At 31.5% G+C, this 17,929-nt stretch carries 14 protein-coding genes; 3 read left to right on the top strand and 11 right to left on the bottom strand.

Going from position 1 to position 17,929, the window contains the following annotated elements:
- Positions 1-4: 4 nt before the first annotated feature.
- From WPG_RS07765 to uvrC, 4 genes are all read right to left on the bottom strand, one after another.
- On the bottom strand, positions 5-511 hold the full coding sequence (locus WPG_RS07765; RefSeq protein WP_045471051.1) for a CCC motif membrane protein: 507 nt from the start codon (positions 509-511) through the stop codon (positions 5-7).
- Between the two features lie 22 nt (positions 512-533).
- Positions 534-1,694: a homogentisate 1,2-dioxygenase gene (locus WPG_RS07760; protein ID WP_045471049.1), complete on the bottom strand. Its 1,161-nt coding sequence runs from the start codon at positions 1,692-1,694 to the stop codon at positions 534-536.
- 173 nt (positions 1,695-1,867) lie between these two features.
- Positions 1,868-4,081, bottom strand: coding sequence for a patatin-like phospholipase family protein (locus WPG_RS07755; RefSeq protein WP_231850271.1), 2,214 nt, complete (start codon positions 4,079-4,081; stop codon positions 1,868-1,870).
- Between the two features lie 56 nt (positions 4,082-4,137).
- The gene (gene uvrC / locus WPG_RS07750) at positions 4,138-5,931 is read right to left on the bottom strand and encodes an excinuclease ABC subunit UvrC (RefSeq protein WP_045471047.1); all 1,794 of its coding nucleotides are present in this window, start codon (positions 5,929-5,931) and stop codon (positions 4,138-4,140) included.
- 98 nt (positions 5,932-6,029) lie between these two features.
- Here uvrC and rimK point away from each other — a divergent pair, with 98 nt between their 5' ends.
- From rimK to WPG_RS07735, 3 genes are read left to right on the top strand one after another with little or no spacing between them, the layout of a single operon-like run.
- Positions 6,030-6,905 (top strand): 30S ribosomal protein S6--L-glutamate ligase, encoded by an 876-nt coding sequence (gene rimK, locus WPG_RS07745; RefSeq protein ID WP_045475320.1) that lies wholly within the window; start codon positions 6,030-6,032, stop codon positions 6,903-6,905.
- On the top strand, positions 6,906-7,874 hold the full coding sequence (locus WPG_RS07740) for a succinylglutamate desuccinylase/aspartoacylase family protein (RefSeq protein ID WP_045471045.1): 969 nt from the start codon (positions 6,906-6,908) through the stop codon (positions 7,872-7,874). It begins immediately after the preceding gene.
- Entirely contained in the window at positions 7,871-8,434 is a 564-nt protein-coding gene (locus WPG_RS07735) for a 5-formyltetrahydrofolate cyclo-ligase (protein WP_045471043.1), read from the top strand. The genes WPG_RS07740 and WPG_RS07735 overlap by 4 nt, the downstream gene beginning before the upstream one ends.
- On the opposite strand, the gene WPG_RS07730 is transcribed toward WPG_RS07735, so the two are convergent.
- The 7 genes from WPG_RS07730 to WPG_RS07700 all read right to left on the bottom strand — a co-directional run bounded on the left by WPG_RS07730 (position 8,388) and on the right by WPG_RS07700 (position 17,862).
- A complete protein-coding gene (locus WPG_RS07730) occupies positions 8,388-9,053 on the bottom strand; it encodes a lipoprotein signal peptidase (RefSeq protein WP_045471041.1) in 666 nt (221 codons plus the stop codon). The two genes, WPG_RS07735 and WPG_RS07730, sit on opposite strands and share 47 nt — an antisense overlap.
- Positions 9,054-9,154: 101 nt before the next feature.
- Positions 9,155-9,535 carry a TraR/DksA family transcriptional regulator gene (locus WPG_RS07725; RefSeq protein ID WP_045471039.1) on the bottom strand — a complete coding sequence of 127 codons (381 nt, stop codon included), beginning with the start codon at positions 9,533-9,535 and terminating at the stop codon, positions 9,155-9,157.
- A 5-nt stretch (positions 9,536-9,540) separates the two neighbouring features.
- Positions 9,541-12,945, bottom strand: a complete 3,405-nt coding sequence (gene ileS / locus WPG_RS07720) for an isoleucine--tRNA ligase (RefSeq protein WP_045471037.1) — start codon at positions 12,943-12,945, stop codon at positions 9,541-9,543.
- Positions 12,946-13,234: 289 nt separating this feature from the next.
- Entirely contained in the window at positions 13,235-13,708 is a 474-nt protein-coding gene (locus tag WPG_RS07715; RefSeq protein WP_045471035.1) for a Crp/Fnr family transcriptional regulator, read from the bottom strand.
- Between the two features lie 168 nt (positions 13,709-13,876).
- Positions 13,877-14,665 (bottom strand): T9SS type A sorting domain-containing protein, encoded by a 789-nt coding sequence (locus WPG_RS07710; protein WP_084221547.1) that lies wholly within the window; start codon positions 14,663-14,665, stop codon positions 13,877-13,879.
- A 445-nt stretch (positions 14,666-15,110) separates the two neighbouring features.
- A complete protein-coding gene (radA, locus tag WPG_RS07705; RefSeq protein ID WP_045471031.1) occupies positions 15,111-16,469 on the bottom strand; it encodes a DNA repair protein RadA in 1,359 nt (452 codons plus the stop codon).
- 199 nt (positions 16,470-16,668) lie between these two features.
- Positions 16,669-17,862: an alpha/beta hydrolase gene (locus WPG_RS07700; RefSeq protein WP_045471029.1), complete on the bottom strand. Its 1,194-nt coding sequence runs from the start codon at positions 17,860-17,862 to the stop codon at positions 16,669-16,671.
- Between the last annotated feature and the right edge of the window lie 67 nt (positions 17,863-17,929).

Genomic DNA, 17,929 nt, shown 5'->3' with positions numbered 1-17,929 from the left:
TTATTTAATATTTAGAATCGAAATCTTTCATTGTATCTTCGAAAGATTTTTCTTGTTTTGAATCTGTTTCAATTGAATCGTTACTTTCTTCAATTATATAAGTGTCTTCTTCCCATGTATTAGTAGTATCCAGTTCTATTTCGGTATCAAAGAAATCATCATCTTCAATTGTATCTATATTAAAATCATCTAACATACCAGATGACAGCATTGTACCATAAAATACTATAGCGGCAATTGCGAAAAGAAGGACTAAACCGTTCATTACAATAGCTATAATATTTATAATTTTTGCCGTAGAAACATTACTTCTAGTTTGAGGATAATAGGCTTCAGGGTTTTGTCCATACGCTTTTAAACTTTTATTGGCAGTTACTAATCCTATAATTGCTATTATTAAAGGTATTATTGCTGTAATCCCATAACAGCAACAACCAGCAATACCAATGACTAGTGCTATTATTCCCAAAATGAGTGCTAAAGGATCTGCAGGTAATTTATTATGATTCATTCCGAAACATTTAGTTTTTTAATTAATCTTCTAACCAAGATTTAAAATAATCTTCGTCAGCAATTTTTAAAGCTTCTTCTGTTACTTTTAAAGGCTTAAACGTATCTACCATTACAGCTAATTCATCAGTTTTCACTTTACCAATACTACGCTCCATTGCTCCAGGATGTGGACCATGCGGGATGCCTGCCGGATGCAACGAAATATGCCCAGCTTCTATATCATTTCTACTCATAAAATCACCATCTACGTAATACAATACCTCATCACTATCAATATTACTATGATTATATGGAGCTGGAACTGCTAGTGGGTGATAATCATACAAACGAGGTACGAAACTACAAACCACAAACGCATCTGTTTCAAAAGTTTGATGCACAGGAGGTGGTTGGTGAACACGACCTGTAATAGGCTCAAAATCGTGAATTGAAAAGGCATATGGATAGTTGTAACCATCGTAACCAATAACATCAAATGGATGTGACGCATAAACCATATCAAAAATTTCGTCTTGTTTTTTGATTTTTATTAGAAACTCACCAGACTCATTATAAGTTTCTAATTCTTGTGGTTGTCGTAAATCTCGTTCACAGAAAGGTGAATGCTCTAAAAGTTGTCCAAACCAATTACGGTAACGTTTTGGTGTATAGATTGGTCTATAAGATTCTACGATAAAAAGACGATTGTCTTCAGTATCAAAATCGAGTTTATAAATAATCCCTCTAGGCACTAGTAAATAATCACCATATTTAAAATCGAGATTACCGAGCATAGTTCTTAATTTTCCTGTGCCTTTATGGATAAAAATTAACTCGTCTGCATCTGTGTTTTTATAGAAATAGTCTCTAGTAGATTGTTTTGGTGCCGCCAATATGATATTACAATCACTATTGGTCAATACAATTTTTCGGCTATCTAAATAATCGTTTTCTGGTTTCACTTTAAAACCATGCAATCGATAAGATTGCATATTATTTTCCTTGGCTACTTTTGGAGCTACACTGTATTGCTTTTTAATGGCTTTGACCTGTGTTGGTCTTTGCTCATGGTAACTATTAGTTGACATGCCATCGAAACCAATAGTTCCGAATAGTTGCTCATAATAAAAACCTCCATTTGGCTTCTTAAATTGCGTATGTCTTTTAGGTGGAATTTTTCCTAGTTTATGATAAAACGGCATTTTTGATTAGTTTAAAAGTTAATTTATCTATACGTCATCTGTATAAATCTAACTATTTTTAAAGGTACAAAAAATACATATCTATTCTGGATTCCTTTTGATAAGGAAATGTAAATGAAGTTTTATGTTTTGCCAGAATGGTTTCATTGATTACAAAGTTGAGAATTTTTATTCTAAAACCAAAACCCGAGATTAAAAAACCAGTAGCCATTACCTGTATCTGGCGAATAGGTATATTTTCCTTCCAAAGGTCCAAGAAAAGTTTCCAATGAATAACCGATTGCATAACCACTATAATCTGGAGTTGTTAACCATTCACCAGATTCAAAAATACCATCTTCAATATTGGCGTAATTAGCCGCTATAAGTAAATGATGCTTTTTAAACATTTCAAAATCTAGAGTGAATGTTGCCTTTACAAAACTATCGCCTGACAATTCCAAATAATCATAACCATAAAATGAAGAAAAATTATTTATAAAATTATTCCCAAAACCTCCAATAGCAAAACCAAGTGCTGTTGTGGGATTATCTTCAATTTTAAAACCTCCATTAGCCTCAGTCTTAAACGCTAATTTATCACTAAAACTAAAGGCATATCCTATATCTGCTTTAGCAATTGAAAATTTCTTAAAATCTCTATTAAAATTAGAAGCATTTAAATACCAATGTAAATCCCCATTAAAATAAAATCCACTTTTAGGGAAGAAACGATCACTATAACTATCGAATTTCAAATTACCGAATACACCAAAATATCCAGTATTTTCGAAAGTAATTTCATCATCCTGATTATCTTCTATTATGGTCTCTGAAGTGATTTTTAGTCGTTTATACTCTGCTCCCATTCTAAGTGCAAAGTCCTTTCTGAATATTGTTTGTAAATAAACTTGATTTGTGAAATCTGAAAGCTCTGCATCAATTTTATTCAAACCAGCTAATAAAGGCGATTCTTCATCTAAAGCTAATAAAGGGTTTACGTTTTTATTAAATTGATTATATCTCGACTTAAGCCCAATACTAATGTAAAACCCTTTATCAATAAAATAATCGAAATTATACCTTGAGTTGTCTCCAAGAACAACATCTAATGATGCTATATCATTTTTAAAAAGCAACTGTTTTTTAGTAATATTTGCTAATGCCGCACTTTTATAGAGACCATCATAATGCACACCTAATTTGAAAAAAGTCGTTGTTTCTGATTCTGTAAGTTTACCTGTTAAGTTGAATCCATCATCATTATTAATAGACTCTAACTGATACCTGAATGTATCAAAATTATTTGTAGCAATAAGATTATTAATTCCTTTCCTAAAATCATCATAACTCATCTTTTCATTTCCTCTTAACTTTAATTTCCCTAAAAGATAAGATCTTGTATAACTTTCTACACCTTCAATGTTGACAGACTGAATTTTTATGCTATCTAAAGGTTGCGTAAATGGTCTGCTATGAGGAATAGTTTGATTATCTTTTAATTTTAATAATTCAGAAATATTTAATTTGGCAGCCGCTTCACCATTAGCGATTATATCTTCACCTTCGGTAAATGAGATTACTGAAAAATTAGTAATATCTGGCTTAATATAAATGTCTGAGAGAGCTACTTTGCTTTTCATGGCATTTATGGTTCTGAAATTATTAATTTGGGATAAAATATCTAAACCAGATTTTAAAGATTCTCGATCTTTCAGAGCATCTTGTACATCCACACCAATAATAATATCGATTCCTTTTGCTCTGAGTTCTTCAACAGGAAAGTTGTTAGTAACACCACCATCAATTAAAATTCTATCACCTATTGTTACAGGTTGAAATAAGGACGGTAAAGCACCACTTGCTGTAACAGCTTCTGCCAATCTGCCTTTATCTAAAATCAATGATTCCCCTGTCTCTATATCCGTTGCTATGCAGAAAAATGGAATAGGTAATTTTTCAAAATCTCTAATTTCGTTAACTGGCAGCATTAAATGATATAATAAATTATATACATTTTGACCACGAGATAAAGCGGAAGGCAAACTGAGTTTAAGTTTATCAAAAGGTAAGCTCACCACATGTTTTTCAGAATTTTCGCGTTCGTAAAATGATTTGGTCTCTCTGGGGAAATTATCATTTATTAATTCATCAAAATCTTGAGTATTGAACATCGCCTCTAGTTGATTACCAGAGTAACCTGCAGTGTATAATGAGCCAATTATTGCTCCCATACTTGTACCCGCTACATAATCTATTTTAATACCTAAACTATCAATAACTTTTAAGACACCTATATGAGCAAAACCTTTTGCACCTCCTCCACTTAAGACTAAACCTACTTTAGGTTCTGGAACTTCTTGTGCTGATATATTATTATAGCTTAGTGAAAGAAAGACTAAAACCAAGATGGTGCATCTCAATTTAATTATATGGTGATATGTTTGGGACAAGTTCAATGTTCTTATTCTTTATGATAATAATTATGAATTTTATTAGCTCTAGAGACTCCAACTACAGCTTCTAGTTCATCTAATTTTGCATTTGCAATACGTTTTACCGTTTTAAAGGTTTTCATCAATTCAACAATGGTTTGTTCGCCTACTCCAGGAATATTTTCTAGTTCTGTGGTCAAAGCTCCTTTACTTCTTCTATTTCTATGATGTTCTATACCAAAACGATGTGCTTCATTTCGTAATTGCTGAATAATTTTTAAAGTCTCACTTTTCTTATCTAAATATAATGGAATTGGATCATCTGGATAAAATAATTCTTCCAGTCGTTTTGCAATTCCGATAATAGCAATTTTTCCTCTTAATTCTAAAACATCTAAGCTTTTTAATGCTGAGGATAGTTGTCCTTTTCCACCATCAATAATGATAAGTTGTGGTAAAGGTTGTTTTTCTTCAACTAAACGTTTATAACGTCTATATACTACCTCTTCCATTGAGGCAAAATCATCAGGACCTTCTACCGTTTTTATATTAAAATTGCGATAATCTTTTTTACTCGGTTTGCCATTCTTAAAAACTACGCAAGCAGCAACAGGATTTGTTCCTTGAATATTAGAATTATCAAAACACTCAATATGTCTTGGTTCTTCTGATAATCGTAAATCGGCTTTCATCTGTGCCATTATTCTATTGGTGTGACGATCTGGATCTATAATTTTAATTTGTTTGAGCTTATCCATTCTGTAATACATCGCATTACGTCGTGATAAATCTAGTATACTTTTTTTATCTCCAAGTTTCGGAATTGTTATTTTTAATTCATTACCTAAATTTACTTCAAATGGCACATAGATCTCTTTTGAATTTGAATTAAACCGTCGCCTAATTTCAGTTATTGCTAACTCTAATAATTCTGTATCTGACTCTTGTAATTTCTTTTTTAATTCAAGTGTATGTGATCTAATAATAGAACCATAACTTAGTTGTAAAAAATTAATATAAGCGTATGTTTCATCGCTAACAATAGAAAATACATCTACATTACTAATCTTAGGATTTACAATGGTTGATTTAGCTTGGTAATTCTCTAAAATCTCGAGTTTTTCTTTTATTTTCTGTGCGTCTTCAAAGTGCATGTTTTCAGCATGTTGTTTCATCTGAATTCGGAATTGCTGTAACGAATCTTTAAAATTTCCTTTTAAGATTTCTCTAATGGCTTTAACATTAGCATGGTATTCTTCTTCTGTTTCTTTTCCTTCACAAGCACCTTTACAATTTCCTAAATGATATTCTAAACAGACCTTATACTTTCCTGCTTCAATCTTAGTTTGTGATAAATCGAAGTTACAGGTACGTAATTGATATAAACCTTTTATTAAACCTAAAAGTGTTTTTACTGTTTTCATACTTGTGTATGGACCAAAATATTCTGAGCCATCTTTAAAAACACGTCGTGTAGAAAACACTCTAGGGAAACGTTCTTTTTTTATGCAAATCCAGGGATAAGATTTATCGTCCTTGAGTAAAACATTATATTTAGGTTGATATTTCTTTATCAGGTTATTTTCGAGTAGTAATGCATCATTCTCTGTCTCCACGACAATATGCTTTAAAGAAACAATATTCTTAACCAATACTCTTGTTTTGCCATACTCATGATGCTTCGTAAAATAACTACTTACACGTTTTTTGATATTCTTAGCCTTACCAACGTAAATTAACTTTTCATCAGCATCAAAATATTGATATACTCCAGGTTGATTTGGAAGTGTTTTTATCTGTATTTCTATGGTTGTTTCTGGCATTAAACCAAAGGTAGTTTAAATGCTAGGATTGTAAAAATCAGAATTCCTTTTTTAGTATATTGCATCAAGCAAAAAATTCCCTTAAGCTCAAAGCAGACATGAATATTGTTATTCTTTCAAGAAATGAAAACCTATACTCTACAAGACGTCTTATTGAGGAAGGTGAAAATAGAGGTCATGAGATCGAAGTTATTGATCCTCTAAAATGTGATATCATTATTGAGCAAGAAAAACCGACTATTTATTACAGAGATCGTTATTTAGATTATGTAGATGCTATTATTCCAAGGATTGGAGCTTCAGTAACCTTTTTTGGCTGTGCTGTAGTAAGACAATTTGAAATGATGAATGTCTTTACTACAGTAACATCTGATGCTATTATTAGAAGTAGGGATAAACTAAGAAGTTTTCAACGTTTATCTAAAGCTGGTATTGGTATGCCAAAAACGGTTTTTACAAACTACTCAAGAGATGTTGAAGAAGTTCTTAACCATGTTGGTGGACCGCCAGTAATTATAAAATTACTTGAAGGAACCCAAGGACTCGGAGTCGTTTTAGCAGAATCTAAAAATGCTGCTGAATCTGTACTTGAAGCTTTTAATGGATTACAAGCAAGAGCATTAGTTCAAGAATATATTGAAGAAGCTAAAGGTGCTGATTTACGAGCGCTTTTAGTAGACGGACAAGTTGTAGGAGCCATGAAACGGCAAGGAAAAGATGGTGAATTTCGATCTAATTTACATAGAGGTGGAAGTGCTAATTTAATTAGACTTTCAGAAGATGAATTAAAATTAGCTATTAAGGCTGCACGTGCATTAAAGCTTCCTGTTTGTGGTGTAGATATGTTACAATCTGCAAGAGGTCCATTAATTATGGAAGTTAATTCAACTCCTGGTTTAGAAGGTATTGAAGGTGCCACGCAGAAAAATATAGCGAGGGCAATTATTACTTTTATAGAACGTAATAGAAAATAGATGAGTGAAAAAGAAGTATTACATATACTAGGTGAAAGTGTCGGCCTTGGTGAGAGCGCTAAGGTGAGTTTTAATGTCGCTAAATTACACACGCAGAATACTATTGATGTTCCTGTAATTATTGAACGTTCTAAAAAACCAGGACCTACGGTTTTAATTACTGCAGGAATTCATGGTGATGAAATTAATGGTGTGGAAATTGTCCGTCAAATTATTGCCAAAGGTATTAATAAACCAAAGAAAGGGACTATTATATGTATTCCTGTAATCAATGTATTTGGGTTTATCCATATGGATCGACTATTCCCAGATGGTCGAGATTTAAATCGTGTTTTTCCTGGTGGTAAAGGAGGTTCTTTAGCTAGTAGAGTTGCCCATAAATTAATGACAGAAATTGTACCTCATGCCGATTTAATTTTAGATTTTCATACAGGTGGAGCTGATCGCTTTAATGCGGCTCAAATACGAATTGTAAAAAATGAAATTGTTCTAGACGAATTAGCCCAAGTATTTGGTGCGCCTTTTGTTTTCTATTCTAAAAATATTAATAAATCTTTCCGTAATTCTTGTTACAAAACTGGATTACCCATGCTGTTGTTTGAAGGCGGGAAGTCTTTTAATATAGATAATACCATAACAAACACAGGTGTAAACGGAACTAAGCGCGTATTGCATCATTTAGGAATTTTAAACAGCAAATTTAAAGTCTCTAAACCTAAAAAAAATTGTATTAAAATTGTCGAGAGTAAATGGATTCGCGCCAGTTATTCTGGGATGTTTAAATCTGACGTTTCTGTAAATGCTCAAATAAAAAAAGGTGATGTATTAGGTCATATAACAGATCCTTATGGAAGTTTTAATCATTTTGTAAAAGCACCAAATGATGGCTATATTTTTAATGTAAATGAGTCCCCAATTATCTATCAAGGTGATGCAATTTTTCATATTTCCACAAAACTTGAGCCGTGAAAAAATCTGAGCTTCGAAAAAAACACAAAACCCTAAGACAGAAATTATCAGAAACTCAAATCGAGAATTATAGTTTAGGTATTGCTAACGAATTATTAAAGTTAGATGTTTGGAATAAATCCTTTTATCATATTTTCTTAACTATTGAAGAACAAAAAGAAATAAATACAGATTACATTTTAAATATTCTATCCGGAAAGGATAAAAATATAGTGATTTCTAAAAGTAATTTTGAAGATTATTCGATGACGCATTATCTACTAACAGATAATACAACAATCAAAAAAAACGACTATAATATTCCTGAACCTATTGATGGTATCGCTATTGCTTCAGAGCAAATTGAAGTAGTTTTTGTTCCGCTTTTAGGATTTGATAAAACCGGTAATAGAATTGGTTATGGAAAAGGATTTTATGATCGGTTCTTAGCCAATTGCAAACCAGAAACTATAAAAATTGGTTTGTCATTTTTTGAAGCAGAACAAGATATTATTGAGTCTTCAGAAGATGATATTAAGTTAGATTATTGTGTGACACCATATCGGATGCTTCAGTTTTAGGGGAATCTTTAAAAGCCCTTTTATTAAACACAATTAAAATACCAATACCTGTACTAATCGCAATATCTGCGACATTAAAAATAGGATCGAAAAACGAGAAATATTTTCCGCCTACAATTGGCATCCATTCTGGTAATATCCCATTCCAAATAGGAAAATGCAACATATCAACAACTTTACCATGAAATACACCTGCATAACCTCCTTCTTTTGGCAAAAATTGTGCAACTTCAAATGTGCTATCATTAAATAGTATGCCATAAAACACAGAATCTAAAATATTACCTAAAGCACCTGCAAAAATAATAGCAATGGCGAAAATTAAAGTTTTAGACTTTTGCTTTTTAGTAACATCTACTAACCATAATGCAATGCCAGTAACTGCTGCAATTCTAAATAGAGTTAAAATAAGTTTAGCAGATTTATCAGAAATAAATGTAAAGACATCACTGAGTTTAGTTCCCCATGCCATACCATCATTTTCTACAAAGGCAATTTTAAACCACGAAAAAATAGTTACATCTTCATTGAGTTGAAAATGGGTCTTTATATAAATCTTACTGATTTGGTCTATCAGTAAAATAATTATGATAATAATTGACGCTTTTTTTAGTGACATAATAAAAAAGCTTTGAAATTATTATCCAAAGCTTTGTGGTTTTTGTTCTATCTATTTATCTCACAAAATATAATGAGACTATACTTTCAAAAGAATTTGTGTTACTTCTGCATATTCTTAGCCTCAATACTTAATGTAGCGTGAGGTACTAATTTTAAACGTTCTGGGTTTATTAATTTACCTGTAACTCGGCAAACTCCATAGGTTTTATTTTCAATTCGAATCATTGCATTTTTCAAATCTCTGATAAATTTTTCTTGACGAATAGCTAATGCAGAATTAGATTCTTTACTCATTACAGCACTGCCTTCATCAAATGCTTTAAACGTTGGAGAAGTATCTTCAGTACCATTATTATGATCGTTCATGTATGCACTTTTAATAAGCTCTAAATCGTGCTGTGCTTTATCTATTTTCTCTTGAATTAAAACTTTGAATTCTTCTAAATGTTCGTCAGAGTATCTATTTGTTGTATCTGCCATCTTTTTTAATGTTTTTGTATAAACAGTTTGGTATTGACTTCATCAAAAGCAATTTCTATACCATTGTTTAGGTTCTCTATAATTGTTAAATCTTCAGTTAATGTTTCTGATTTAATATAATCTTCATTTGAAGCAATTGCTGCAGCTACTTGTTCATCGTTCTGAATTTGTACGTCAATTTTGTCAGTAACTTCAAATCCTGAATCTTTTCGCAAATTTTGAATACGATTTACAAGTTCTCTTGCAACACCTTCTTTACGTAAATCTTCATTAATTGTAACATCTAAAGCCACTGTTAACGCACCTTCATTCGCTACAAGCCATCCTTCAATATCTTGAGATGTAATCTCTACATCATCTAATCCCAAAGTAATATTTTTTCCGTTAATTTCAACGCCTATACTACCATTTTGCTCAATTTTTTTAATATCATCAGCATTAAAGCCATTTACCGCACTGGAAATCAGCTTCATATCCTTTCCAAACTTAGGACCTAAAACTTTAAAATTAGGCTTTATTTGTTTCACTAATATATCTGAAGCATCTTCTAAAAGTTCAACCTCTTTTATATTAACTTCATGTTTTATTAAATCTGAAACAGCTTCTATTTCCTCTTTTTGCTGTTGACTATCTACAGGAATCATTATTTTTTGCAGTGGTTGGCGAACTTTAATCTTCTCCTTAGCTCTCAACGATAATACTAAAGAACATATTGATTGCGCACTCTCCATTTTTCTTTCTAATACTTTATCTATAGCACTAGTATTAACTTGAGGAAATTCTGATAAGTGAACACTTTCAAAATTCTCTTTTTGAGTTACAGCATTAAGATCTTGATATAAACGATCCATAAAAAATGGTGCAATTGGAGCTCCAAGTTTTGCAATCGTTTCCATGCATGTATATAAGGTTTGATATGCAGAAATTTTATCTGCTTGGTAGTCTCCTTTCCAGAAACGTCTTCTACTTAAACGCACATACCAGTTACTTAAATAATCTTGAGTAAAGTCTGAAATTGCTCTTGCTGCTTTCGTTGGTTCATATTCTTCATAGAATTTATCTACTTGTTGTATTAAAGTATTTAATTCAGATAAAATCCAACGGTCAATTTCTGGTCTTTCCTCTAATGCAATATCTGCTTCGCTATAATTGAAACCATCTATATTAGTATATAGCGTAAAGAAGGAATAAGTATTATAAAGTGTTCCAAAAAACTTACGACTAACTTCAGCAATTCCATCACTGTCAAACTTTAAGTTATCCCATGGATTGGCATTCATTATCATATACCAACGCGTAGCATCTGCGCCATACTTTGATAAGGTTTCAAAAGGGTCAGTCGCATTCCCTAAACGCTTAGACATCTTCTGTCCGTTTTTATCTAAAACTAAACCATTTGAGACTACATTTTTATAAGCTACAGAGTCAAACACCATTGTGCCAATAGCATGAAGCGTATAGAACCATCCACGTGTTTGATCCACTCCTTCTGCTATAAAATCTGCTGGAAACGCTTCATTATTATCAATCAGGTTTTTATTCTCAAATGGATAATGCCACTGTGCGTATGGCATAGAACCAGAATCGAACCAAACATCTATTAAATCGCTTTCACGATTCATTGGTTTCCCTAAAGGAGATACTAAAACAATTTTATCTACAACATTTTTGTGTAAATCGATAGTTTCGTAATTAGCTTCAGACATATTACCAACTTCATAATCTGCAAAAATATCCTCTGACATTATACCTGCTTCAACTGATTTAGAGATTTCCGATTTCAATTCGGAAACAGATCCAATGCACAATTGTTCTTTTCCATCTTCTGTTCTCCAGATAGGCAATGGAATTCCCCAAAAACGCGAACGTGAAAGATTCCAGTCATTTGCATTTGCCAACCAATTACCAAAACGTCCTTCACCAGTTGATTTTGGCTTCCAATTTATAGACGTATTTAGCTCATGCATTCTACCTTTTACATCAGTAACTTTGATGAACCAAGAATCTAAAGGATAATACAAAATTGGCTTGTCTGTTCTCCAACAATTTGGATAACTGTGTTTATATTTTTCAACCTTAAAAGCTTTGTTTTCTGTTTTTAACTTAATTGCAAGCTCAACATCAATAGAACGTTCTGGCGCTTCACCATCATTATAATATTCGTTTTTAACATATTTACCACCAAATTCATCTAATTCTTTTCTGAATTTTCCTTGTAAATCTACAAGCGGCACTAAATTATCATTCTCGTCTTTTACTAAAAATGGTGGAATTTCTGGTATAGCTTGTTTAGCAACCAAAGCATCATCTGCACCAAAGGTTGGTGCTGTGTGTACGATACCTGTACCATCTTCAGTCGTTACAAAATCCCCTGAAATTACGCGAAATGCATTCTGTTTATTTTCAAACTCAAGGTTAAAATCTAATAATTGTTCGTATGTAATACCAACTAAATCTTTTCCTTTAAATTCTTTCACTATATAAAAAGGGATTATCTTATCTCCTTCTTTGTAGTCTATTAATTCTGGTTTAGTTTCAACTTGGTTGTATTTACCATCAAACTGTTTTTCAACTAAGTTCTTAGCCAATACAACATTCATTGGTTTAAACGTGTACTGATTATAAGTTTCAGCTAAAACATAATCAATTTTTGACCCAACAGTCAATGCTGTATTACTCGGTAATGTCCATGGTGTTGTTGTCCATGCTAGTAAATATATATCACCTTCGTTTTGTAAAAAGTCTGGTAATGAATCTTCATTAGCCTTAAACTGAGCCACAACAGTCGTATCAGTAACGTCTTGATAAGTTCCTGGCTGATTTAACTCATGCGAGCTTAAACCTGTACCTGCCTTTGGTGAATAAGGTTGAATCGTATAACCTTTGTATATTAAATCTTTTTCGTAAATCTGTTTTAGCAACCACCAAACAGATTCCATGTATTTGGATTTGTAAGTAATATACGGGTCATCCATATCTACCCAATACCCCATTTTTTTAGTAAGATCATTCCAAATATCAGTATAACGCATTACTGCTTTTTTACAAGCTTCGTTATATTCTTCTACTGTAATTTTAGTACCAATATCCTCTTTAGTAATCCCTAACTCCTTTTCTACACCTAACTCCACAGGTAAACCATGTGTATCCCAACCTGCTTTACGTTTTACTTGAAAACCTTTCATGGTTTTATAACGCGGAAAAATATCTTTAATAGCGCGTGCTAATACATGGTGTACACCAGGTAAACCGTTTGCTGAAGGTGGTCCTTCAAAAAACACGTATGGCAGTTTACCTTCTCTAGTGCTTACACTTTTATCGAAGATATTATTCGCTTCCCAATAGTTACCAATTTCTTCTGCAACTTTTGGCAAGTTAAGTCCTTTATATTCAGGGAACTTTATACTCATATTCTCAAAACTCTAATAGAATCGCGAAATTAAGAATTTATGTTTAAAGGATAGATTATATGATAAAAAAAAGCAAACGACGATCGTTTGCTTTTTTTGTTGGAGCTATTAACTAATTTTATTTGCAATAAAATTATATACGTGCAAATCTAAAAGGAATTAATGGTGTATAAATTAACATATGTTAATATCACTTTAATTCTTTTCTAATTCTACTCAACTGTACTGGAGAAATATTTAAATATGATGCTATTTGGTATTGTGGTATCAAATTATCAATATTAGGGATTTATTTTTTTAATAATAAGTACCTTTCTGTTCCATTTAAAGCCATAGTTGCCAGTTGTTTCTTCTCATACATTATGAAAACGTATTCTAAAATTCTATTGTATAGATTGCTCACCTCTATATTTGTATTACATATTTTTGAAAATTCATCAAAATTAACTTCAAAAACTAGAGCATCTACCAATGCTTCATAGCAAAGGTGAGAAGGTTTATCCTTAATTATAGATGAAAATCCGCCGACAAAACTTATAGGCCTAAAAATATTTTTTGTAATCTGCTTTCCTGATTCTAAGGTACTATATGCTCTCATTAATCCTGATACCAAAAAAGCAATTTTTTTACTTTTTTCGCCTTGTTTTATTAAAACCTCACCTGATTTTAGCTTTCGTTTTAAAGCAAGACTTTGAAGGATCTTATAAGTATCCTTAGAAACATGGAATTTTGATTTAAAAAAATCAAAGTTAGGATCTCCCATAAGTTAGGTGTTTTTTAATTGTTCTTGAAATTCTGAAATTCTTTTTATTAATCCTAATAATATCATAAAGAAGTTACTTTACAGTTGTAATACATAAAACAAAAATCCTTCCTAGTAATAACTAGAAAGGATTTCTTATGATTATTTAACCTTAAGTTGATTTAATACTTAATTTATAATTATTTTCTTTGTCAAAACCCCATTATCCTCAGTTATAAGTTGTACAATGTAAGCTCCTGTACTCAAATTATTTAACTGAAGTCTAGTAGAATTACTTTGCGTAGTAATTCTATTACTATAAACAGATTGTCCAAAAATATTATATAACTCTACACTTTTTATTCTTTTATTCTTTGAATTTGAAATAACTAGATTATCTAAATTAATAACATAGACTACATTTAAGCCTTCAATTTTATAATCTTGTTGAGATAATGTTACAGATTGTTGCTTAAATACAATCTGAAATCTGTTTGGGAAATTTCCAGCAACTGAAGAAAACTCAAATCTCTCACCACTTCTTAAATCAAAATAAGTTCCCAATAGGTTATCCTTAATATGTACATCTTGTCCACTTAAATTTTCAGTATCAGTAAGTTCTATATAGTATGTATAATTACCTGAAGCTTTAAATAATAATGGTACTTCTTTATCTTCTGTTATTGGTGAATAAGCTTGAGCAATCATTGGCTCACCATTTAAGCTAAGATTAAGGTCATCACTAAAAACATTTAAGTTTTTTACATCATAATCTAAATCGTAATCATCAGTAGTATAATCACTGAAGCTAAGTTCTAGTTCACGATGTACTTCTGGTCCATTTACATTGTTAAACTCAATACGAATTATTTTCATTGTATTAGCCTCTGAATCAGAAGATTCTTGTGCTTGTGTGGAGAAGAACATTATAGATGTTAAAAATAAAATGTTCAGCTTTTTAAGTAATATTGTTTTCATAGGTTAGGATTTTTAATTTTCGAGTCCTTGTTTAACTTATGTACTACAATAAAATGTTCAGTCTAATGGATTATAATCCGAGGGATAGATGTTTATGTAAAAATCGAATTACGATTTGCTCATCAATACTACAATATTAGTATGAGAATAATGACCGAGAAAAAAAATGAAACGCTTTTCGATATAAATTATTAAAGCGACGTTAATGTGTATTTAAAAAAAAATGAAATACAAAAATCAAGGTTTAATGACACCTCATTTACAGTTAGTTATAATAAATATTGAAAGACATAATCGCTTTTATTTGAATAAAACATTTAAAATATGAACTTTCTAAATATAGAATTGGATTATTAACAGAAGAATGTTTTGAGATATCATTCTTCTTGAAGTATCTCAAACATTTTATTGTTGTTACAATAAAACTAGTCCTAAGAGAGACTAATTAAACAATAAACTCAACTAAATCCTCAATTTTAGAAATCAATCGAATTTTAATGTTCGCATCTTTTAAAGCTATTTTATTATACTTAGAAACAAAAATAGTTGCAAATCCTAACTTTTCGGCCTCCAAAATTCGTTGTTCAATACGTTGAACTGGTCTAATTTCACCAGACAATCCAACCTCGGCTGCAAAACAATGATCGCTTTGTATAGCCACATCTTCATTTGATGACAAAATAGATGCTACTACTGCTAAATCTATTGCAGGATCATCTACTGAAATACCTCCTGTGATATTTAAAAAAACATCTTTTGCACCCAGTCGGAAACCCGCTCGCTTTTCTAGCACCGCCAATAACATATTTAAACGTTTTGCATTAAAACCGGTTGCAGAACGTTGAGGAGTTCCATAAACTGCTGTACTAACCAATGCCTGTACTTCAATCATTAAAGGTCGTAAACCCTCTAAAGTTGCCGCAATTGAATTACCTGATAATTCCCCATCCTTTTCCGATATCAATATTTCAGATGGGTTAGAAACTTCTCTCAAGCCAGAGCCTTGCATTTCATAAATACCAAGTTCATTAGTAGAACCAAATCTATTTTTGTTTGCTCTCAATATTCTAAATACATGGTTTCGGTCACCTTCAAATTGTAAAACCGTATCAACCATATGCTCTAATATTTTTGGACCAGCTATATTACCTTCTTTAGTAATGTGCCCAATTAATAAAACTGGCGTAGCAGTTTCTTTGGCAAATTTTATAAGCTCAGTCGTGCACTCTTTTATTTGAGAAATACTTCCAGCTGAAGATTCTATATAGTCGCTATGTAAAGTTTGAATAGAATCAATAACTACAACATCGGGCTTTAGAACTTCTATTTGCCTAAATATATTTTGTGTTTTTGTTTCAGTAAGAATGTAACAATTATTACTGTCTGGATTAATGCGTTCTGCTCGCATCTTTATTTGTTTTTGGCTTTCTTCACCAGAAACATATAATGTTTTGTATTGTAGTTTTAAAGCTATTTGAAGTAAAAGTGTACTTTTTCCAATACCTGGTTCACCTCCTAATAGCGTTAGAGAACCATGTACCATACCACCACCAAGCACACGATTAAATTCTGCATCTTGCATATTTAATCTCGCTTCTTGAGATGAATCTATATCATTAATTTTTAATGGTTTTGGAACGCGTTTACTTAAAGATGAAGCTGTTTTCCAATCACTCTTTTCTGGCTTTTGAATCACTTCTTCTGCAATAGTATTCCATTCTTTACAAGAAGTACATTGTCCTTGCCACTTGGCATAATGACTACCACAATTTTGACAAAAAAAAGTTGTTTTTACTTTAGCCATGTTCACTTCTCAAAAGTATTGAGAATCTTTAAATTTTAGAACAGCTAAATTAAGATAATTTTAGTTGATATCTTTAAACCAAGTTATAATAGCTAGAACTCTTAATGCAACTAATTTGGAAGGCACATAAGATATTATTAAGCCTTTTGTTTTTCTAAATAAAGACTCAAAAAAGTAATCGGTAGACAATTGACGCTTTTTAGTTCTCATCATTATCCTCCTCCCCTTCTTCCTCTGTATCTTCTACATCAGTGTCTACAACAGTTAAATCGTCTATTTTAGAAAAAATAAAGTCTCTATTAATATGACTGACATCATTTAAGGTTAAAGCAGATTCATATAATTTTTTTGCCTTTTTAGTTTTTCCCAACTTTTCAGCATGCTGCGCTAGATAATAAGTTCCCATAAGTGAGTTTGGATCTAGTTTTTTAGCGAGTTTACCTATTTTTTCTAAAGACTCTAAATCATTTCGTTGTTCTGCAATTTTAACTACTTTTTCTATTTCTTCTTCCGTAATTTCCTTCTTTATTCCGAATAATTCTTCTATACGTTCATATCTATCAACTAAATATCTATCTAAAGTTCCTCCATAAGTTAATACTTTCTCTTTTAACTCTTTTTCTCGAAGTGGTTGATATAACTCGAATATTTTGTCAAAAGATTTTGAAATAGCGCTTGTTACTAAGGTATAATGTGTGTCATTTTTAAAATCATCAAAATAATAAGTCAAATGCTGATTTTTCACCTTAGATATCTGTCTATCTGCTTCTAAAACCGTATTTCTAATTCCTGGCAAATCTTTATCAGAAGTTGCCATATAATAGAAAATATCATCTTTAAAGAACTCTAATCTTTTTCCTAAATAATCCTTAACTGTTCCTGATAAATCTGGGCTAATACACACATAAGCCTTAAAAAGTGGATCCTCCTTAAATAAATACGAATTAATAAAGTTACCCATTAAATCATGACCAACCGCAACCTTAAATTTACTCGTATTATACTTACTATCTAGGAATGGAATTAACTCCTGTGATATAAAATTATGAAAACGAAGACCTGATTCTTTAGGAAGTCCAGTTACTGAATCACAATAACCATCATAATTACGCTCATTTCCTTGCATAACGCCAACTACAATAGAACTAGGCATATCATCAAAATAAGTTTGAAAATCAACTTGACCTATGACAGGTTCGAATAAATAATCACCGTCAAAAACAATAATTAAAGGATGCTTTAATTCAGAAGACGGATCGTAGTTTTTTGGAAGTTTAATTTTAAGTTGACGCTCAACATTAAGGTACGAAGAACTAATTTCATCATAACTTATTTGAGCCAGAATTGGAGTCCATAATAGGTAAGCCAAAACTATTAAAATAGCCTTTCTCATTTGCAAGTAGGTTTGGTTAAGGTATACCAAATATAGTAAAATATCGTTAAATCGTCAATTTTTTTCG

Origin of the sequence: Winogradskyella sp. PG-2 (genome assembly GCF_000828715.1) — a bacterium.
Lineage (GTDB): Bacteria > Bacteroidota > Bacteroidia > Flavobacteriales > Flavobacteriaceae > Winogradskyella.
The sequence above is the reverse complement of the archived record's forward strand: the minus strand, read 5'-3'. Positions and strand labels throughout refer to the sequence as shown.